12 protein-coding genes and 5 pseudogenes are annotated in these 19,662 nt (G+C 57.6%); 8 read left to right on the forward strand and 9 right to left on the reverse strand.

What is annotated here, in order from left to right; genetic code table 11:
• Positions 1 to 577 precede the first annotated feature (577 nt).
• The 3 genes from CK222_RS30840 to CK222_RS30850 form a co-directional block, all read right to left on the reverse strand.
• Positions 578 to 1,027 (reverse strand): GNAT family N-acetyltransferase, encoded by a 450-nt coding sequence (locus tag CK222_RS30840; protein ID WP_095802926.1) that lies wholly within the window; start codon positions 1,025 to 1,027, stop codon positions 578 to 580.
• 325 nt (positions 1,028 to 1,352) lie between these two features.
• Positions 1,353 to 2,690, reverse strand: a complete 1,338-nt coding sequence (dddP, locus tag CK222_RS30845; RefSeq protein ID WP_095802927.1) for a dimethylsulfonioproprionate lyase DddP — start codon at positions 2,688 to 2,690, stop codon at positions 1,353 to 1,355.
• A 144-nt stretch (positions 2,691 to 2,834) separates the two neighbouring features.
• Entirely contained in the window at positions 2,835 to 3,869 is a 1,035-nt protein-coding gene (locus CK222_RS30850; RefSeq protein WP_095802928.1) for a 2-oxoglutarate and iron-dependent oxygenase domain-containing protein, read from the reverse strand.
• A 1,648-nt stretch (positions 3,870 to 5,517) separates the two neighbouring features.
• Between CK222_RS30850 and CK222_RS30855 the strand changes: the two genes are divergently transcribed.
• The 7 genes and pseudogenes from CK222_RS30855 to CK222_RS30880 all read left to right on the forward strand — a co-directional run bounded on the left by CK222_RS30855 (position 5,518) and on the right by CK222_RS30880 (position 12,187).
• A complete protein-coding gene (locus tag CK222_RS30855; RefSeq protein ID WP_095802929.1) occupies positions 5,518 to 6,213 on the forward strand; it encodes a class I SAM-dependent methyltransferase in 696 nt (231 codons plus the stop codon).
• A gap of 648 nt (positions 6,214 to 6,861) precedes the next feature.
• Complete coding sequence (gene gabT / locus CK222_RS30860; RefSeq protein WP_095802930.1) at positions 6,862 to 8,187, forward strand: 4-aminobutyrate--2-oxoglutarate transaminase; 1,326 nt, start codon at positions 6,862 to 6,864, stop codon at positions 8,185 to 8,187.
• A gap of 6 nt (positions 8,188 to 8,193) precedes the next feature.
• Positions 8,194 to 8,511, forward strand: a complete 318-nt coding sequence (locus CK222_RS30865) for a hypothetical protein (RefSeq protein ID WP_095802931.1) — start codon at positions 8,194 to 8,196, stop codon at positions 8,509 to 8,511.
• Positions 8,508 to 10,859, forward strand: a complete 2,352-nt coding sequence (locus CK222_RS30870) for a N,N-dimethylformamidase beta subunit family domain-containing protein (RefSeq protein ID WP_095802932.1) — start codon at positions 8,508 to 8,510, stop codon at positions 10,857 to 10,859. The genes CK222_RS30865 and CK222_RS30870 overlap by 4 nt, the downstream gene beginning before the upstream one ends.
• A gap of 279 nt (positions 10,860 to 11,138) precedes the next feature.
• Positions 11,139 to 11,498, forward strand: a pseudogene (locus CK222_RS30875) (IS110 family transposase); the annotation flags it as partial.
• Between the two features lie 333 nt (positions 11,499 to 11,831).
• Positions 11,832 to 11,935: pseudogene (locus CK222_RS32075) on the forward strand (transposase domain-containing protein); the annotation flags it as partial.
• A 30-nt stretch (positions 11,936 to 11,965) separates the two neighbouring features.
• Positions 11,966 to 12,187, forward strand: a complete 222-nt coding sequence (locus tag CK222_RS30880; protein WP_095802934.1) for a hypothetical protein — start codon at positions 11,966 to 11,968, stop codon at positions 12,185 to 12,187.
• A 163-nt stretch (positions 12,188 to 12,350) separates the two neighbouring features.
• On the opposite strand, the gene CK222_RS30885 is transcribed toward CK222_RS30880, so the two are convergent.
• Both CK222_RS30885 and CK222_RS30890 read right to left on the reverse strand, forming a co-directional pair.
• Positions 12,351 to 13,076, reverse strand: a complete 726-nt coding sequence (locus CK222_RS30885; protein ID WP_095802935.1) for an FkbM family methyltransferase — start codon at positions 13,074 to 13,076, stop codon at positions 12,351 to 12,353.
• Between the two features lie 41 nt (positions 13,077 to 13,117).
• Positions 13,118 to 13,366: a hypothetical protein gene (locus CK222_RS30890; protein WP_141247175.1), complete on the reverse strand. Its 249-nt coding sequence runs from the start codon at positions 13,364 to 13,366 to the stop codon at positions 13,118 to 13,120.
• An 828-nt stretch (positions 13,367 to 14,194) separates the two neighbouring features.
• Here CK222_RS30890 and CK222_RS30895 point away from each other — a divergent pair.
• Positions 14,195 to 15,172: a hypothetical protein gene (locus CK222_RS30895; protein ID WP_095802937.1), complete on the forward strand. Its 978-nt coding sequence runs from the start codon at positions 14,195 to 14,197 to the stop codon at positions 15,170 to 15,172.
• Positions 15,173 to 15,351: 179 nt separating this feature from the next.
• Here CK222_RS30895 and CK222_RS30900 read toward each other — a convergent pair.
• From CK222_RS30900 to CK222_RS30910, 4 genes and pseudogenes are all read right to left on the reverse strand, one after another.
• A pseudogene (locus CK222_RS30900) lies at positions 15,352 to 16,549 on the reverse strand (IS256 family transposase).
• 147 nt (positions 16,550 to 16,696) lie between these two features.
• Positions 16,697 to 16,932 (reverse strand): annotated as a pseudogene (locus CK222_RS33295) (ISNCY family transposase); the annotation flags it as partial.
• 8 nt (positions 16,933 to 16,940) lie between these two features.
• Positions 16,941 to 17,252, reverse strand: a pseudogene (locus CK222_RS30905) (prephenate dehydrogenase/arogenate dehydrogenase family protein); the annotation flags it as partial.
• 519 nt (positions 17,253 to 17,771) lie between these two features.
• The gene (locus CK222_RS30910; protein ID WP_095802939.1) at positions 17,772 to 18,776 is read right to left on the reverse strand and encodes a hypothetical protein; all 1,005 of its coding nucleotides are present in this window, start codon (positions 18,774 to 18,776) and stop codon (positions 17,772 to 17,774) included.
• Positions 18,777 to 19,662: the final 886 nt, after the last annotated feature.

Below are 19,662 nucleotides of genomic sequence, written 5' to 3' on the forward strand. Positions count from 1 at the left end.
GCCAGACTGTCCCGACATTAGCGAAACCACTGTCCGGGAATTAGCGGAACCCCTGTCCGGCTTTTGCGAAATGCGCATTATCTCCTCATCGCGGTGCTTCTGGACGTTGACACTATTGAAGTGGGGCTGGCACGCGGAAGAGGCAGGCGTCTGCTCAATGTTATCCTCAGCCAGCGAGTCAGGCGGGGATAGCGAGGCGACCATTCGGATGATGCCCTGGTCTGGGCAAAGGTCACGCCCGTCACAACTCAGCCACTGCATCAACCGTCGTCTCGCTTTCTAAGCCGGAACTCGGGAGGCGTTCCTGAGGAAGTGCAGGTAACAGCGCGGTCAGGCCGCCTCGGGTTGACCTCGCCGATCGCCCCGACCAGGCCGGCAGGTAGTGTCCCGCTGAGTGATGTAGCTCGGCGGTGACCAAGCGCCCGCGAGCGGGCTGCTCAGCAGAGCTGAAGCGAGCGGCGATAGCAGCGGTCATCGACGTTCCCCGGTAGCGTCGGGTTGCTGACACCAACCTGATTCGAAGGAATCAGCCATGACCGACGACGATGAACCTGCGCGCGGTCGTGGACAATACCTCTTACTTAAAGATACGCATCCGGTAACGCACGTGCCCATCCTCCTCGACATAGGAATCATAGAGCCTACGCGCGCGGGCGTTGTCCTTATCGGCGTGCCAGTAAAGCCGCTCCCAGCCGTTCTTTTTGCAAATTGCGACGAGGTCGTCGACGAGCGCCCGGCCAATGCCGGAGCCGCGGAAATGCTCGTCAACATAAAGATCCTCAAGATAGCAGTCATTGCTCTTGACCCACGACGAAGGGTGGGGGAAATGGATAGCGAAGCCTACAGGCGTGCCGTCCTGCTCAGCCACCCGCATGTTCACCGGCGAGGCCGGATCGAGAATGCGCCTCCAGGCGGTAGCAGTCACCTCGCGCTTGAGTGTCGTCCTGAAGAACTGCACGTGGCAGTCCCACAGTTTGCGCCAGGCACGTTCATGCTCTGGCCGCGCATCCCTGATCTCAAGTGCCATGGCGATCCTCAAATAGAAGCACGGGAAGCACCTGCGACCGATGTGCTCCCCAGGTCTGGTTATGACAGCCGGGGTATGCCGATCGGCTCACGTTATTGTGCCCGGGGTGATGATATTCCATTCAGTCCTACTAACATGACCATGCTCTCCCGCTAATCTAGTTACGGGAGTAGCCCATCACTTGGGTGCAAACTCCGGCCAATGCCGCAAAAACGTCCCAGCGGTCCGCCTCCGGCAAGTAGACGCTGAGTTAAAGCGGCCTCTGGCGCCACAGCACGATCAATTCGTCGACCCGCGGACGGGATCTACCGGCGCAAGAGGTGCCTCAAGCTGTGCTCATCAAAGCTGGATCGAAAGGACACTTTGTGAGATTTTCCACGCCATTTTCTGTGATCAGCACCTGCTCTTCTAGTTTCACGCCCTCGTGCCCGCCAACGGCTCCAATGTATGATTCCACGCACAGCGTCATGCCCGGTTGGAGCACATAGTCAAATGCTCCTGGGATGAAATCTTCCGGATAAAAAATGGCAGGATATTCGTCGCAAAGGCCTATTCCATGCATCATCAAGCCGTAGCGTTGCTCGACGAATTCCGCAGGGAGTCTGTGACTGCGTTCCGTGATCTCTGTGAAGGATAAGCCTGGTTTTAGCATGACCATATTGGCCGTCATGTGCTCATAAGCAATCGCGTGAAGCCTTTTCTGCTCGTCACTCGGTCGGCCGTCGCCGCAGTACCACGTTCGGGAGAAATCCGCACACATGCCGTAAGGCCCAACAACATCGGTGTCGAATGCGACAAGCTCCCCTGTATTAATCCGACGTGGCCCCGCTTCCTGCAGCCACGGATTTGTACGAGGGCCGGACGTGAGAAGGCGCGTTTCGATCCATTCGCCACCGCGGGCGATGTTCTCAGCATGAAGGACGGACCACAATTCCGTTTCGGCGATACCTGGTCGCAAACGGTCGCGCATCTTGGCGACTGCAATCTCACAGGTTGCGATTGAACAGCGCATCGCGTTGATCTCGTCGATCCCCTTCACTGCCCGTGCATGCTCCATCAGTTGCATGCCGTTGCACACCTCAATGCCGAAGGCATCTAGAGCGCGCAGACCCAGGATCTCAATTTTGTCAACAGCCAGACGTCTGTTTTTGCCACCAAAGCGGCGCAGCAGTTGATCGACTTGCCCAGCAAAATCCTTCGCGAGGGGCTCTCCTTCGTCGCCGGCGACAAAGTAGTAAAAGCCCGCCCCACCTTCTCGGATCTCGTTGATGAGCGGGAGGTGCCCAGACAGCTGACTACAGCCCCGAAGGTCCCAAAGAACGACATGCCCGTCCGCCGATACGAAAATGGCTCGGGAAGTATTGTGCATGATCCAGATTTGCATGTTCGAAGAATCAGTAGCATATCGGATATTCAGCGGATCGAAGCACAGCACTCCAGCATAATCCCGCTGACGGAGTTGCTGGACGACACGGTCTAGCCGCGCCTTACGCATGCGGTCCAAATTCGGCGGTGTAAGACCCTGCGCGGACCACTCGGCAAACGCTAAATCCGTCGGCCCGATCTCCACTCGGTCATTGTCGTCGATGCTCCCGTCCGGCTTCAGAGCATGTCCCCTTCGTGTCGGATCAATTTTGCGGTTCACAATAGAAAAGGCGGTCATTGTTGGGGTACCATTTCGCAAGTCAGTTGCGTTACCAGGCCGGCATGGCTGGATAGAGAACACTTTTCGTCGTCCAATACCATCGCAGCATCAAGGAATATCTCGATGTCTAGTCGGAAACCAATTGGCACGGTCTATTTAAGATCACTTTTGGCCAATTGGGAGAGGAGCGGCGCCATATCCATTTCGACCTCTCAAATGCGGAAAATGATAGATATACTTCCTAAACTTGTATGCTCCGCAAGTGGTCGGCTGGTATTGCGCCGGATTGGCTTCGGAAATGCAGCTCTCCAAGGGCGCGACAACGGCGTCATCGTCGGCGTCGATGAAGAACGGGATCGAGTAGCGTTCCCGTCCAGAGGTGTTCACCACTCTATGTAGGTTGGCCAGATAGAGGTCGTTGGTCATCTTCTGCAGCAAATCACCGATGTTGACGACGAAGGTACCGGGGATTGGCGTGCCTTCCACCCAAATCCCATCTCGATTCATCACCTGAAGCCCTCCAACGCTATCCTGGGCGATAATGCCTAGGGTACCAAAGTCGGTATGCGCGCCGATACCGATGATCCTCTCGTCCACGACACCAGTCTGTGGCGGATAGCGTTGCAAGCGTTGAGACGTAATGGGATCCTTCATTTTCGGCTCGAAGAAATCTGATCGAAGGTCAAGGCTGAGTGCAATGCCCTTCACTATCGTTATCGACAGCTCCTTCATCGCCTCGTGATAGGCGAAAACGGTCTCCCTGAAACCGGGCAGGGTGGCCGGCCACTGGTTCGGGCCGAAGAACGGGCTCTCGACATTGGGCCGCTCGGGGCCGATGTCAAAACACTCCTTTAAGTCCTTGGTTTTTGACGGGTCCGTGTTTTCGCCGAAGATTTCGATGTAACCGCGCAGCGCGACCCCGGAATTACTAATGTGCAGGTTCATTTTCTCTTGGAGCGGCAGGTTGAAGAAAGCCTTGGCCTGCGCAAAGGTCTCATCCAGCAACTTCCCTGATATGCCGTGGTTCTTGATATACATGAAGCCGACGTTGGCTAGTGCCCACCGAAATTCCTTCGCCACGCTGCGTGCATCGCTTCCGTCCAGCAACGGGCCCACGTCAACAATTGGGAGTCTCTCGAATGTCTGACGCTGGGCATGAAGCCTGTCGTCGAGCTGGACCAAATCTGATTTCGTCATTTGTTCACCCGGTTATTAGTGGTGCACGTTTAGCCAACAGGCTAGGCGAAGTTGAGGTAGGTACTCTCGTAGGTGCCGGCTGCCGTTAAGCAGCAGTGATGCAGATCGCATCCCCGATTCATTGAAAAAATAGCGTAGTTTGTAGCCGCTGGAAGGACTGGACCAAGACGGCGTCGGATCCCAATAATAGGCCAAGGTCCTTCATCTCCAGCTCTTCCAGGGTTGGGCCTCGCCATTCAAAACCAGAACTGTTGGCTGAGACGTCGCGAGCCCGGCACCGCGCGTCGGGAAGCTGCACACCCTCGTTGCGATCTGAAAAGGAAACTAAGTCGTGCGTTTAAAGAGGTAAAGATAAACATCATTTCACTAATGTGAAGTGTAGTTAAAGCAAGTACACAAATTCTTATTGTGATCACGCAGCTGCTGAAAAAGTGGCGCCCGCGATTGCGTCGGATTCAATGACTTCTATCGGCGCGGCACCCACACCGACCTATGGCGAACTCCGCTCCGGATCGATTGACGAGACCGCGCCAAGCGCCTGCCGACCGAGCGAGCCTGCTGCCTGCTCGTAACCACCAGTGCGGAGTCGCCGCGCGATTGGGCCTGCGACTCAGCCTTGACAGTCACCGCGCGCCGGCGGCCGACTTGGCGGCTTGCCTCGCCTGCCAAAGTTCTAGTCACTACAGTAGGATTTTCCATGGAATGGGCCAAAAACAGGGGTGGCGTTCTCCAGGCTCGGCTTGCGCGCCAGCGAGGTCGCGGTGCTCAGTCTCTAATCATGCCGATCGGCAGTCGGGAGGTATCAGTATCCTTGTCCATGGCAAGTTGCGAGGGCAAGCACGAATGCCGCTCGCCACAATGTCGGCACAGCTATCGTCGCCTCTCGGTTGCGCGACCACTTATCGCGAAAGAGGCGAGCGGGCGGGCATGCTTAGCTATGGACACTACAGCCCACCCCTTTCTCGCCCAGCCTTGCCGCGGGCATGAGCTTTCGGGCGCCAGGCTGCCGAGATCAATCAGTTGGTTGATCGCCAGAGCACCGACTACAGAAGGATCTAAGAGCTCCATATCGAGTGGCTGCGCCAGGTTACCACTTTCACGGCGCAGGCGTTTCTAACAGGACAACGGGGTGAGGGCACTTGCTGAGAGCGTGGAAAGCCCGTCGCTTGAAGCGGCATAGAGCACACTGGACGCCGTTGCCAGCCTATGCGGACGACACGGCAATTTACCGAAGAGATCAACACAAGCGGTGCAGGCTGCGCCGAACCCCTATGTTGCCTGGCGGCTGCCGTGAAGATGCGCCTTATCATCAATTCATCCCCTATCCGGCTGGCTTGGGAAGACACGCACCTAGCCTACATTCTGTTGGCTTACTCCCACTTTGTACGGTTCGCGACTTTTTAGGTCTGGGGGATTCTCCTTCGTGGTGAGGGCCCTATCGCGCAGGAACGTTTCTTACTTCGCCTGCGCCAATTCAAAGTTCGAGCGCCTCAAATGCTTTGCAAGCGGAAGAGGCTGCATCGGCGGACCTGGTTCGATGAAAGGGCTTCACACGATTCACCAGTTGGCACGAGTTTTGAAGCCTGTTGGCTAGCAGCTCGCCAGCGGCGCCGCCGAGGAGCATCTGCTTACGTGCCAAGGAGCTGTGATGAACACTGTCGACAAGGAAACCGCCCTGGAGCACACCGCACACAAGCGCATCAAGGAGGTCCTTGGCCTCGATGGCGACGCCGATCGCTTAGCCAAGTTCTACCGCCAATGGGCCAGCACTTACGATCTGGACGTTGTTCAGTACCGATATTGCGCGCCAACCATCGTGGCCGAACTCGCGGCTGTTGTACAAATGGCCTATTTGGACAAGGAACGAGCAGCCACCGCGATTTTGGACGCGGGCTGTGGAACGGGCCTCGTCGGAGTGGAACTGGAACGCCTCGGATTCCGGTTAATCGACGGGTTCGACCTCTCCAAGGAGATGGCCCAAAAGGCTCGGGAAACTCGCGTCTACCGCGAAGTTAGAGGCGACGTTGATCTTAGCGTGCCGCTCTCCGGATACTCTGCGAGCTATGATATCACGGTGTGCTGCGGCGTCTTAACGCTCGGGCATGTCCAACCAGATCGGCTGCGTGAGTTGGCCCGCGTTACGCGCCCGAAGGGGTTTATCATCGCAAACACCCGCAGGAGCTATGCGGATGCTACATGCTTCGCAGATGAGGTGAAGCGTCTCCAGGATGCGGGTGTACTCGTGCTGACACAATGTCTGAACAACGGCAGATACGTCGCTGAGGAGGACGCTCATTACTGGGTGTTCCGCATACCTGAAAGCGGCAGCTCACCAGAGGTATAGAGTCCCCACAATTTGCTGGCGGGCTGCGCAAGGCAAGGTATGTCACAGAGAGCATTGCGACATGACTGCACGATCAATCGCGGTATCCAGACGGAACTTAAGAGAGCGCTGCCGTGCGGCATCGATGTACGCCTCCACCTACGTTCGGCGAGCGGCACCAAACGTCGGCTCAATCGAAGGGCTGTTTGCAATGCGAAACTCGCGGCCTACTGCACCTCCAAAGCGGTCCGGTATCCGCTGCCTGACGCGGGCGATGCGATCGACAAGCGAAGGGGTCTGTTGCAACGGAGTCGCGCCGGGGTGGATCGACCCCGACATAAACGTTGATCTCATCAGGAACCTGCCGATCCCCACGGGTCCTACTAACAGGTCGCAAGTAATCCATCCAATAGGCCGACTGAGAGGCCGGGTGCCGATATTACGCCTTCCACAATAGGGGCAGGTTTGCGCTTCCGAAGCAGGGTCACAGCGCTTCTGTCAAACAGGCCATCGGCACACGCAACGGCCATCCAAATTTGAGGGAAAGGTGAGTTTTCGACGAGCCCAGTGAATCGAGTTCAAAGAATGACAGTCTCATCCCGCGAAGCTTTGGCGAATAGGCGTGGTTTTATGGCGCGTCTCAAGGCAATCCAACCTGGAGGTAATTAAATGGTGTCGAATGTTGCTTTGGACGAGCGTAGGAATGCGGCTGTTTCGGCGGGGGGGGCTTGGTCCTTTCCAATATATGTTGAGCGAGCTCAAGGTTCCGAGATCTGGGACGTGGAGGGGCGGCGATATATTGACTTCCTGAGCGGAATGGGTGCTCTGGCGGTCGGCCACTCGCATCCGAAGGTCGTCGCTGCCATACAGGCCCAGCTTACCAAGTTCAGCCACACCTTCTTCGGCACCGCTCCTTATGAGAGCTACCTCGCCGTGGCTGAGCGTTTGAACCCGCGTTGCAAGGTGGGTGGGCGGGCCAAGACATTGCTCGTCACGACCGGTGCAGAGGCTGTCGAGAATGCCGTCAAGCTAGCACGCGCCTACACCAAGCGGCGCGGCATCATTGTCTTCGGCGGTGCCTTTCACGGCCGCACGCTGCTGACCATGGCAATGACGGGAAAGGTCAATCCATACAAGCAGTCGTTCGGGCCGTTCCCGGGCAACGTCTATCGCGCGCCCTATCCGGATCTCTATCGGGGCGTCAGCGTCGAGCACTGCCTTGCGGAGTTGGACACGCTCTTCGAAACCGAGATCGAGGCGAGCGCGGTCGCGGCGATCGTCATCGAGCCGCTTCTGGGCGAAGGCGGCTTCATTCCGGGGCCCGTTGAGTTCATGGCGGGCATCCGGCGCCTTTGCGATCAGCATGGCATCGTCCTCGTCGCCGACGAGGTGCAGTCCGGCTTCGGCAGAACCGGCCGCCTGTTTGCGATTGAGCATACCGGCATCGAGCCAGACTTGATCACGATGGGCAAGAGCATGGCAGCTGGCATCCCGGTTGCCGCGATCGTCGGCAAGGCCGAGATCATGGATTCGGTTGCCGCCGGCGGCTTGGGCGGCACCTATGCGGGCAATCCGCTGGCCTGTGCGGCTGCTCTAGCCGTGCTGGATGTGCTGGAGGAGGAGAATCTGCTTGGCCGCGCCAATGAGATCGGTGAGCGTCTCACGGCTGGCTTGCAGCGAATCCAGAAGAAGCGGAACCGCACCGTGATTGGCGATATCCGAGGGCTGGGCTCGATGATCGGCGCGGAACTGGTCGAAGATGGCGAAACCCGCAAGCCGGCACGCGCGCTCACCGCCAAGGTCATCAAGGAAGCAGCCAGCCGCGGTCTGCTGCTCGCATCGGCCGGGCGCCACTTCAACGTCATCCGCTTCCTTGTCCCGCTGGTCCTGACGGACGCGCTCGTCGACGAAGCCCTGGGCATCCTCGACGAATCGATCGACGCCGCGCTCGAGAGCGAGCTTGCTCCCGCAAAGGCAGCAACTCAGGCCAGGTGAGAACTCATGAACGTTGCAGATCCCTCAGAGGCACTTGCACTGGCAGGTGAATTCCGTCGTGCACCGTTCGGGCATCACAGCCCGAACCTGCAGAAGCTCCTGCGCAAGTTTCGCAGTGTTCCAATCGCCGGGAAACACGCCTTGCTGACAATCCGGCCCAATCGCAGCTGGATGCTCGTCAGCCTCACAGGGATTCCGGGCCGTCCCATGACAAGACATGAGGACATCATCTTTGAGGATCTGGCGGAGGCGGAGTGGTACGTGTTCCGCCAACGCTGGCGCCAACATTTCGGAACTGAGCTTCCGGACGGAGCTGTAGCATGAGGATGCTGGCTGGTTATACAAACATTATGAGCGCCAAGCCGGGCGACACCGTTGAATTCAAGGTGAGTTCGCACGGTCCTGGATCGACCTACTCAGCTCGGCTAGTGCGGCTCATCACTACTGAGGAGCATCCGCGCACAGCCGGTTTGATCGAACGTGAAGTCGATGCAGCGTTCAAGGGGGAATATCCCGCCCGACGGCAGCCAATCCATACCGGGTCTTACGGCTATGTCGACCATGCGACCACGTTTTCCGTATTGGAGGATTTCACGTTCCAGACCTGGCTCTGGCCAACCCTGCTTGGAACCAAGCGTCAAACAATCGCCGGTACTTGGGACGAGAGCCGCAGCTTGGGGTTTGCGATCGAGATCGACGAGACAGGTCGATTGACGTTCCGGATGGGTGATGGGGAAGGGAACGTGTCCACCGCCAATTTGCCCACGCCCTTGCTTGAGAGGCAGTGGGTCTTCGTTGCTGCCAGCTATAGCGCAAAAGATCGCACGGTAGTCCTACACCAGAGCCCCCGCTGCGACATCGGAGATCTCGGCTCCGCGGAGACCCGCAAGTTTGATATTGCTGCCTCTCAGGGGAAGGCTGGGCAAAGACATTTCTTTATCGCTGCCCACAAAGCCTCCGGTGGCAACGGACTGCTTTTGGGGGGACACTACAACGGAAAGATCGATTCCCCTAAGCTTCACGCCTGCGCCCTTTCCGTTGAGGAGATGGCCTCGCTTGGCAGCGGCGCCGCAGTCGAGCGGCTTAACGAGTACGTTTCGGGCGATTGGGATTTCAGCATCGATCAGGGCTCAGATGTCTTCAAAGATGTTTCGGGCAATGGGCTGGATGGTCGCCTGGTAAACATGCCTACGCGGGCCATGAAAGGTTACAACTGGACCGGGCAGTTCCATGACTGGCGAACCGCGCCACATGAATATGGTGCCATCCATTTTCACGACGATGATCTCTATGACGCCGCCTGGTCGACCGACTTTGCCTTCACGATCCCGAGCGGCCTAGAAAGCGGCGTTTATGCCGCGCGCCTCGACGCTCAGGATGCGAGCCCAGCGTATGTGATCTTTTTCGTACGGCCGCCGAAGGGTCAGGCCACTTCCGATGTCGTTTACCTGGCCTCCACGGCGAGCTACATGGCCTATGCCAACCAGACGCTCATCGCACGCGATCCGCTCGACGAAATGAGCATGGGCAGCCTTTTGGTTTTCGGAGAAGACGACGTTTTCCTCAATGAGAACCCGGAATACGGAAAGTCGCTGTACGATCTTCACACCGACGGAAGCGGCGTTTGTTATTCCTCGCGCCTGCGACCGATCTTAACCATGTCGCCGAATGCGAAATATTGGAGATTCGGTGGTGACGGATATTTGACGGGCTGGCTCGATGCGCTAGGCATCAGCGCAGACGTTATCACGGACGAAGACCTTCAAAACGAAGGAGAGAGCATCCTCGCCCCTTATCGGGTCGTCTTGACTGGATGCCATCCCGAATACGTTTCGTTGGCGATGTGGGATGCGTTGAAGACCCATCTCGGCCGCGGCGGGCGTTTGATGTATCTGGGTGGCAACGGGTTCTATTGGCGGACTGCGTTTCATCCCACCCTGCCTGGATTGATCGAGGTTCGGCGCGCTGAAGACGGTTCCCGCGCATGGTCCGCTGAAGCGGGCGAATATTTTATGAGCATGACTGGCGAATACGGCGGGATGTGGCGTCGTCAGGACCGAACCCCCAACCAACTCGTTGGAATTGGCTTTTGCGCGAATGGTTTCATGTCAGGTTCATATTACCAGTGGAGCCCAGGCAGCACGGATCCCCGTGTCGATTTTGTCTTCGACGGTATCACCAAAGGCCCCAGGCTCGGGGATTATGGCCTGTCCGGCAACGGCGCGGCCGGACAAGAACTGGACCGTTACGATCCAGCCCTTGGATCCCCGAGGCACGCTGTCGTTATAGCCACTTCGATCGGCCATACCGATAACATGGTGTTGGCCAAGGAAGAGTTCGGCGCGATGCATTGGATGATCGGGGCGACTGAGAACAAGAACGTTCGCTCAGACATCGTCTTTTTCGAAACCACAGGCGGCGGAGCGGTTTTCTCCGTCGGGTCGATATCCTGGTGCATGAGCCTGCCCATCAATGATTATGACAACGACGTCTCGCGAGTCACGCGGAACGTGCTCATGCGCTTCCGGGATCCCAAGCCGTTTGCGCTGCCTCGTTCGGAGGTAGAACGGCCTCCACAGATGCCGCCATCACCTGACCAGCCACGCAGAGCGCGATCAACTGTAAAGAAAATCCGACAGCTTTGCGCGCGTGATATCTTCGGTACAATGTGAGCTGCAGTGCAGCGGTCGAAATGTCCGACACGAGGAGAATCTTGTCCATCCAAGCGGCGTGGCTTGCGAATGCCGCTTCGTCCAATTGTCAGTCACAGGTGTCGGTGAGGTCGCGTGCCGCGACTGGTGTAACTCGGCGGTGACGAAGCCGTTCCCGGGATGCGGTATTCGGCTTGAGCCTTATCTTCGGGCGACAATGCTTGGTGGATAGTTTGAAGGTACTGCGCTTTTTAAACGTGGTCTGCATGCCGCAGCAAGCATCAGAAGGAGAAGCGCAGCATGAAATACTATGCAGGATTGGATGTCTCCGTAAAGGAGACCGCGATTTGCATCGTCGACGAAACCGGCATGATCTGCCCGGAGATGAAAATGGAGAGCCATCCCGAGGATTTTGTGCGGCTGCTCTCGGATCCTGCCTGGGCCTTTGTGCGGATCGGGCTTGAAGCCGGGCCATTGTCGCAATGGCTGTTCATGCCGAAGCCGGCTTGCCGAGGTGTACATCGAAACCCCCACACCAAAGCCTTCCTGGAGGCGCAACAGAACAAACCGGCCGCATTGACGCCCGAGGCATTGCCCACATGATACGCGTCAACCTGTTTCGCCCCGGTCCATGTCAAGACGCTGACGAGCCATCGAAAAACGACATCCACGGTCTGTTGCGCAACGATGAATGAGGTGAGTTCGCGAGCGTTGCATACCGGTCGCATCACAGCGATCAGGACGGGTCTGAGATTGTTCCGCCTCACTCTTCTGATCCCCAGGCGAAGCGGAAAGCTCGATAAGCGCTTGACTTCAACAGGCCGAATAGAGAAGCGCACCCCTCGACAACGCTGAAGCGAGCATGCGGCGTAGCAGAGGCCATGATGTTGCCAGGTAGGTCGGGTTCCTGGCACGAACCTGATTCGAATGAGCACCGCCATGATCGGAAGAGGCGCTTGGCACAGTTCGCGGTCGGAATAAAGAATAAAGCGCCAGTTCAATGACGTTGATTCTCAGGCCTGGCTCCCCACACGCTGGCGCGTATCGCAGCCCATCCAGCACAGCGGATCGCCGAACTCCTCCCTTGGAACTGGCGGCGCGAGGCGTCGACGCCGCGGCCGCCTGAGATGCACACCACCAAAGCCTGCCGCATCACCAAGACCGCTCGCGTTGCCGCGGAGCTCGACGAAGACGAAAAATGGCTCTCGGATATCGCCAGCGGCATGGAGCCCGAAGACGGAATAGTCTGGGTCTATGGTCCGGGCGACGAAGAGACGATTGCTTACACCGACTTCGGCATCGGGCAGGTGCAGGAACTTATCGCAATCCATCGCGATCAGACCGACTGATCATTATTCCCGGTGAACCCAAACCGCTACGGGTTCACCGGACGGCTACCGCTTGCACTAAACGCGCTTCGATCCTACTTCCGCGCGGCGCCCGAGGGTCGGACGCAATGGCAGGGGTTTGGTGTGTATTGTTCGATGACAGCGTTCGATTTGGGCCGCTGCATTAGGGCAATCGCTCGAAGATGAGGTTGATGTCAGTCCTTGCAGCAAGTCGGTATGATCTGCATTCCATCAGATTGATGATCTGAGCCGTGGCGCCCTTTAGATAATACTCCCTTGGCTCGCACTGGATGACAGCAGGTCTGATGCGCTCGTAGTCAATGGCCCTAACGAGATCGTGATCCGGTCCTTCGCAATCGATGGATAAAAAATCGACCTTATTGGCATAAGGGGTCAATAGTTCATTGATCCCGATCGCGCTCACCTCAATGTGTTCTCGGATACCACCTATCCCGTCGAGGTCGCCGTAGTTTTCAACATGTGCTTTGTCCACCGAGGAAAGCTCATGGGCGTTCCCGATGAAGAGCGTGGCAGAGGCTTGCGGAGCGGGCAACACTACAGATCTCACGAGAACGTCTTCCGGGCGCGCAGTGCGGATCAGCGCCTCCAATTCAGGATTGGGTTCAACTAGAACACCTCGCGCGCCTCTTTGGTACATAAGATAGGTACTTGAGGTGGAGATGGGGTGATTAGCGCCAATTTCGACATAGAATACACTGGCCCAAGACCTTTGGCTCTTGCAGAGGCTCGCAGCCAATATCCCTTCGACAATAACGTCTTCTCCGGCTATTGCGTAACTAGCCGGAGCGTAGCGCTTGATCCGAGAGTTCGGCAGATTGAGCCTAGCGACCTCCTGGTTTATGGACTGGTTTTCAAACTGGGACAACATAGCTCGCACTCCAATGTTATCTGCGATCTTGGGACGGGCCGTTACGACCAGTTGTCGCGGCGGCACTTGCTCATCATCCCCGCAATCGGCGTGCCAGATGCGGAATGCGGTGCTGCTCCTTGCTTACCAAAGGAGTGAAGCACGCGCGCCCGCTGGAACGGCGTGACACTTTGTGGGGTTCCCGACATCGGCGCACCAACTGACGTGCCAAAGTGACGTGTAAACAGGAAAACCTGATGCAAGCGCGGGGTGTTGAGCGCGAGGTTGCGCCCCTCCATGTCCTCGCTCATGGCCTGCCGAAGTTGGGTTGTGACAAGCTCCAATGAAATAACTGAAGCTTCTAGTCGCGTGAATAAGTTCTACGTAAGTCCTCTCTGTTTTTATCAGAAACGTTTGAATGACGACAGGATATCGTCGGCGAACTTGATCCACTTGTATGGCTTGAGTTTTGGTGCCCCCTCGATGAAGGCACCGGTATCGGCTTCTCAGGATCGGATTGAGCGGAAGTAGAGCCAGACTGGACTCGCCACGATTTCGGTCGGATAGCGGCAAATTGTGGTAGGTTGTGCACTCGCGGTCATGGGCCCTGCTACTATCTCAATTTCCTTATTGCCAAATCAATTTGACAGCCCCTCCATGTACCCTCTCGTCCGCCTACAAAATAGTAGCCGCTGAGGTCAAAGTCTGGGAGACACTCGTAACAGTTGCGGCTGAGGTCGCGGAAAAACTTCAGATGGTGCGGAAGTAAGTGTCGATTGGCTGCCCGAACTCTTCTGCTCGCTTACAAAAACGTCGGCTCCCCGACACCACTTGTCGGGTTCGTCGAGCCCGCCGCCCGGTGCGGTTCGGCCCAACTCTCCAGGAAGAATAATCTTCTTCGGGTCTGTGAAATTGGCACGAGGTTTGCTGGCTACTTTGTGGGAAGAAGCAGCTGCGACCGGATCGTCATGCTCGTGGCCCCGCGTTCGATCGGCGGTAAAGGACCAACAGCACGGCTCTCGAAGGCGCGGGTGCGGGTCTGCATCGTGGCTAAGAGGGGCCACGGTGCAAGCCCTGTAGTCAAGCAGGTGCCGCCCCCAAAGGGCAGTTGAGCTTTCAATCAACTTCAGGAGGAAACGATGAGCGAGTTCCTTGGCAATTACGTTGATCACGAGATGACCTCGCCTTGGGCAATGGCGCGTCGATCGGCTAAGGTCAAGCCAATTTCGAACGATCTTGCACGAAACGGAGTTCTCTTGGTCGCATCTTGCGTGCGAGTTGAGGTCTATGGTCAGGTGCAGGCACTGAGAAGTATTGACAAGACAATATTTTCTGGGTTTTCACCTGCACGAATTGAAGGTGCAGTCAATATTATTCGGCGCCTCGCCGAGATTGCGTCCGGCGCTCGCTCCCAAGTCCTTGGCGATAACTATATCGGCGATCAGCTGGTGAAAGCAATCAAACCTCTTGACAAAAAGCTTCCCATTTTCCAAATGGTACGGCTTGCAATCGACGTGGGTCGAGCTTCGCGCGAGCGACAGCGGTTCACTGCATCGTTCAACTACTGTCACGTGATCCGAGACATCATTGCTGATCGATTTCCGAGTGGAGAACTACCCGACTGCCTTTACATGATCGGTGCGGATAAGCTGGCTCGCGAGCTGATCAGAGGTGGTGTGGGAGAGCGATTTCGTTCCACGACAATCGTCACGCGGAACCCCAAGAACCTACGCAAGCGCCTCAGAGCTTGGACTGACATAGACGTCGCGCTAGCGCGTCCGGCAGATATTGAGAATGCACGCCCGCGGTCGATGGTTGTTATCTCAGGCGCTGATGTCAATGATGAATACCAAGCCGTTCTCCAGAGCGCGCTTCTCCGATTAGAGCCGAGAACCATAGTAGATACGTCACAAGTTCCTGTACTCTCACGGCTAGCATTGGCGGACATCAACTATGTAACAGTGTTCGACGAAGAATTTCTCCGTGCGGTCGATAAAAATAACAGGCAGATGAGTTTAAAACTGCCACGTGTCTTGGCCGATATCGAAGAAACGCTCCAAGCTGCGCACACGTATCTTTCTGCAACCCCGCCTAGTGCGACTGCCCCTGGCCCGTAAGGGTAAGGCGGTCGAGCTCCAACATCCTGGCGCCCGGGATCTCTCGACTCAGATTCAGCCGCACCACTGCGGTCTTCGAGCTTCGCCTGTCGAGCGCTCGACAGCAGACTCGGTTGGTCTCTTCCCAAGTCGCGGTTGTGTGCGTCAAGTTCTGCAAAAAGGGGCGGTCATGAAGCTGGTCATGGGCTTGGCGTAGAGCGGAGTTTCTTGTGCTCGCGCAGGTCGTCCATGTTGATGTATCGATTGGCCTCCATCCAGTTTTCGTTGGTTTCGGCGGCCAATGCCCTGACCGAGCGCAGGCAGCTTTCGGCATTGGGGAAGATGCGCACGACATAGGTGCGGCGCCTGATCTCCTCGTTGAGGCGCTCCAGCATGTTGGTGGACTTCAGGTGCTTGTGGTGCTGGCGCGGCAGCCGGAAGAAGGTCTGCGTACAGTCGATTGGTTACTCTACCCAGTTGGTCAGCTTGGGATAGCGGGCTGACCACTTGGCCAGCCATGTGGCGAGATCGGCCCTGGCCTCGGTGAGATCGCGCCGGGCGTAGAGCCAGCGCAGTTCCTGCAGGCAGTCGTCGCCGTGCTTTCTGGGCAAGTGATCGAGTGCGTTTCTGAGGAAGTGCACGTAGCAGCGCTGCCATGCCGCTTCCGGGATCACCTCGCCGATCGCCGCGACCAGGCCGGCATGATCGTCGGAGACGACCAGTTCGACGCCCTTGAGGCCACGCCCCTTCAGCGCGACGAGGAAAGTCCTTCCAGGCCGAGCGCTCTCGCGATTGGCCATTTCCACCGCCAGGATCTGGCGCCTGCCATCCCAGGCGATGCCGACCGCGATCAGCACCGCCTGGCTCATTGACGATGCCGGCTTCGCGCACCTTCTCGTAGCGGGCATCGAGGATGATGTAAGGGAATGGCTCCAGAAGCGGACGTTCGGCAAACGCCTTCAGGCTCTCGTCCAGCCGCTTGTTGATGGCCGAGATCGACGAGGCCGAGAAGGCATGGCCGCACAGCTCCTCCGTGATCGCCTTGACCTTGCGCGTCGAAACACCCTGCACATACATCTCCGCAAGCGTCGCCACCAAGGCGCGTTCGGAACGCTGGTAGCGCTCGAACAGTTCGGTCGAGAAGCGGCCGGCCCTGTCCTGGGGAACCCTAAGCTCAAGCTTGCCCACCCGCGTGACAAGGGTGCGGCCATAGTAGCCCGAGCGGTAGCCCAGCCGCTCCGGCGTGCGTTCGCTTTTCGAAGCACCCAGCGCCTCGTCCATCTCGGCCTCGAGCACCTCCTGCATCACCGCACGGATCACTTCGTGCAGTCCATCAGGGTTCGAAAGAAGAATGTCTTTGACGGCGGCGCTGGCGATTTTACTTTCAGTCTTGGTCATGGTGGCGTTCCTTCGCGGGAATCGGTGACGTTGAGCATCACCAGCCTGCCATGACCGCCCTCTCTCAACGAATTTGCAGAACTCTCAGAACACTACCCAAGTCGCGGCCGGAGTGCGCTGATCCGACTTCTATAGGCTCGATGACAATGGTAGGCGGGCAAAGACGTAAAGCGAGGCTGAGGCCTCAAGGTGGAACGCCAGCTCCTGATAGGTTAGCTTCCAATAGCGCTTGAGAAGCGCGCAACGCAGCACCGCTTCAGCAGGTAGGCATTGCCGTCCGTGGCCCGACGCCGACCGTACCAAATCAGCACTGAGCCATGCAGATAGCAATGGCCACCCCGCTTTTGCGACATCGCGTCCAACTCGCAGCAGGTCTCGTGCATGGCGAAATAATCTGAGCGATGACGGAGGCCTTTGCGGAGCCGACATTGGTGAGGATAGCGCCGTTCTTAAATGCCGGTGTAATGTCCTCTGCCACGACGCTGGAGCAACCGCCCGGGACTGAGAGGACGACTAGGTCTGGCCCGAGAGCCGCCTCCTTCGCGTCGGTCGTGTAATGATCGCCGAGCTTCAGCTCCTCAGCGCGCTTCAAGGTCTTGACTCTGCGAGTTGCAATGGAGATATAGCCGGCCAGTCCCTCGCGGCAGGCGAAACGCGCTAGTGAAGAGCCGATCAGGCTGATGCCGGTTAGCCATCTTGTCAATCATGCGATCCGGCATAAACGAGCTTCTAGAGATCCGAGCGCGACAAAGCCGCGATCGGCATCTTCGGTTTCCACCGTCATGCGCAGTGCATCGGGACGGATCATGGGTTTCGGTTCAAATTCTCAAGCAGTCGAACAACAGCTCAGGATCGACCAATCCGCCGTTCTTAAACGCGGCGGCTGAGCCCCCGTGGACGTCAGCAACGGGGACCTCAAACCAGGGACAATTTGCATGCTTGAACAAAGTTGCGAGGAACATTGATCAAGTGCCTTGGCGTAATGACGACGTCTTGGACGTCGTAGCCCAATCAACAGTGCGGCGCAGATCACCCCCGCTTTCGAAGCCGTTTGGAAACTGCAAGCCAGAGCAAGTCTTCTTTGATCGGCTGAACAACTCAAGTGTCGAGCCCGGCCGGTTCGACCACGGCCACGTTAATTCCTCATCACAGGGTGGCCAAGGAATGTAGGGCCATTCTGCCCTCATCTGCAAAGCAGAACCGCTCCCCAATGGGCGGCAACTTACCGGATGCCGGTTCCGAAGCACCGCGTGTGGGCCACGTCGAGTATACGATTGACCAAGCTCGAGTAGCTATGTCCGGCAGTCATGGCGGCTTTGATATAGGGGGACAGCATAGTGAGCCCCGGCATCGAGTTGATCTCCAGCACGAATGGCTGGCCGGAGCGGTCGATCCGGAAGTCGACACGGGCATAGTCCCGGCACTCGCATGCACGGAACGTGGCCACCGAAATCTCCTGTAGCAAAGTCGCCAAACTGCTCACTATTTGCGCTGGGCAAACTTGCGGCCGCGCGAAAGCCGCCAGGTACTTCGCTTCCCAAGTCCAAAAACCGGCTTCACCCAAGTCGATCTCGACCAATGGAAACACCTCGAGTTTTTCGTTTCCAAGCAGCGCAACGCAAACTTCTCGCCCTTCTATATATTCTTCGACGAGCGCATCCTGCCCATACTGGCTAACGATCACCTCCACAGCCTCTCGCAGCTGGGCGGGCTCATGTATGATCTGCAAGCCAAAACTGTTGTCCTCGTGACGCGGCTTCACTACCAAAGGGAATCGCAGGTCTCCGGTACTCTCGGTGCCGCGGCGCATAACGCGGAAGTTCGCCGTCGGCACGCCGGAACTGCGCATGAGCGTCTTGCTGATGACCTTGTCGTCCACCAATCCATGCCCGAGTGGGCCCGAGCCGGTGTATGGAACCCCTGCCATCTCGAGCATGGCCGGAACGTGGGTGGAACGGGATTCGCCCTGAATTCCAACTGCCAAGTTGAAGACGAACCCCGACGGGCGGGTTTGTGGATCGGGTGGCATGAACCGTTCGAGGGTAGCGAGCAGTTCTTTGTCGCCTTCGCACAGCAGCGTTTCGTGGCCACCCTCTTGCAGTGCCGCAATGACTGTTCCGGCGATCGCGGTGGTATCCGGCCAGGGCTGTGGCGGCTGCGGACGAGGCTGACCGAACCGGTTGAGTATGCCTTTGGACTCAAGATTCCTCACTATGGCTACTTGCATTAGCTACTCCTATAATGCCTTCATGCTGCCAGGATCCCTGCTTCGTTGTGCGGAGCAGCTCGTTTTGGATCCGCTATTGGGTTCGATGCAATTGGCATGCCACCAGAGGGGCTATATAAACTAGAATGAAAACCCAAGGTTTTGCGCCCCGCCTGCGGGATACTTAAGCTGGTGTGTCGCGCTTCGTACAAGATTGGCGATCTAGAAGCTACAGGAGACCGACACGACGTTGCGGCCGCTTTGACGGACCAGCGCGTATCGCGTTGAAGTGATGTAGCTGACGGCGTTGGTCGCCGCGCCGCCTTGATCAAAGCGCCACGGGTGGCAGGCTGAAGGGGGCTCTCGCTCATAAGCTGATGGGTTCTAACATTCATGTAGCAGGCCGCTGCACGGCCCATTTGATGCCATTAACCCGCACTTCGAAACCGCCGGTACTGGAGCGTGTTTTTCCTCTATAGCTCAAGGGAAACCTGTCATGCCTGTTGTCACTATCGGAATAGATCTCCCGTCTTTCACGTACACGTTGTGGACGCATCCGGCCGTGCGGCTCTGCGGCCGACGGCTCGGGCACAGCAAGTTCCTGGTATTCTTCGCCCGGCTTCGTCTTGTCTCATCGGCATCGAAGCTTACTCGAGCGCGCATCGCTTGCTCGTGAATTGATTAGGTTCGGCCATGAGCGGTGGTGGCCGAACATGCGGTTCGTGCCGATCAAGACGCGCGAGCAGCCGAGTGTACTGGCATCACACCGCGCCCGAGCGACGCGGTGCGAGGACCCTGCTACTCCCCTTCGCGGCCACTAGGCCGATTCAGAGCTATGCTGGAATTTGGGTGACGAGGCTGATCAAGCGGCGCTCTGCGGCTTCGTTTCGATGACCTCGATTCCGTC

It is taken from the genome of Mesorhizobium sp. WSM3866 (assembly GCF_002294795.1).
Classification (GTDB): Bacteria; Pseudomonadota; Alphaproteobacteria; order Rhizobiales; family Rhizobiaceae; genus Mesorhizobium.

Excerpts from the sequence above, each read along its gene's own strand:
- CK222_RS30910 (WP_095802939.1), bottom strand. The coding sequence starts at position 18,776 with ATGCAAGTAGCCATAGTGAGGAATCTTGAGTCCAAAGGCATACTCAAC.
- CK222_RS30850 (WP_095802928.1), bottom strand. The coding sequence starts at position 3,869 with ATGACGAAATCAGATTTGGTCCAGCTCGACGACAGGCTTCATGCCCAG.
- CK222_RS30895 (WP_095802937.1), top strand. The coding sequence starts at position 14,195 with ATGAGCGAGTTCCTTGGCAATTACGTTGATCACGAGATGACCTCGCCT.
- dddP (WP_095802927.1), bottom strand. The coding sequence starts at position 2,690 with ATGACCGCCTTTTCTATTGTGAACCGCAAAATTGATCCGACACGAAGG.
- CK222_RS30865 (WP_095802931.1), top strand. The coding sequence starts at position 8,194 with ATGAACGTTGCAGATCCCTCAGAGGCACTTGCACTGGCAGGTGAATTC.
- CK222_RS30870 (WP_095802932.1), top strand. The coding sequence starts at position 8,508 with ATGAGGATGCTGGCTGGTTATACAAACATTATGAGCGCCAAGCCGGGC.
- CK222_RS30885 (WP_095802935.1), bottom strand. The coding sequence starts at position 13,076 with ATGTTGTCCCAGTTTGAAAACCAGTCCATAAACCAGGAGGTCGCTAGG.
- CK222_RS30840 (WP_095802926.1), bottom strand. The coding sequence starts at position 1,027 with ATGGCACTTGAGATCAGGGATGCGCGGCCAGAGCATGAACGTGCCTGG.
- gabT (WP_095802930.1), top strand. The coding sequence starts at position 6,862 with ATGGTGTCGAATGTTGCTTTGGACGAGCGTAGGAATGCGGCTGTTTCG.
- CK222_RS30890 (WP_141247175.1), bottom strand. The coding sequence starts at position 13,366 with ATGAGCGAGGACATGGAGGGGCGCAACCTCGCGCTCAACACCCCGCGC.
- CK222_RS30855 (WP_095802929.1), top strand. The coding sequence starts at position 5,518 with ATGAACACTGTCGACAAGGAAACCGCCCTGGAGCACACCGCACACAAG.
- CK222_RS30880 (WP_095802934.1), top strand. The coding sequence starts at position 11,966 with ATGCACACCACCAAAGCCTGCCGCATCACCAAGACCGCTCGCGTTGCC.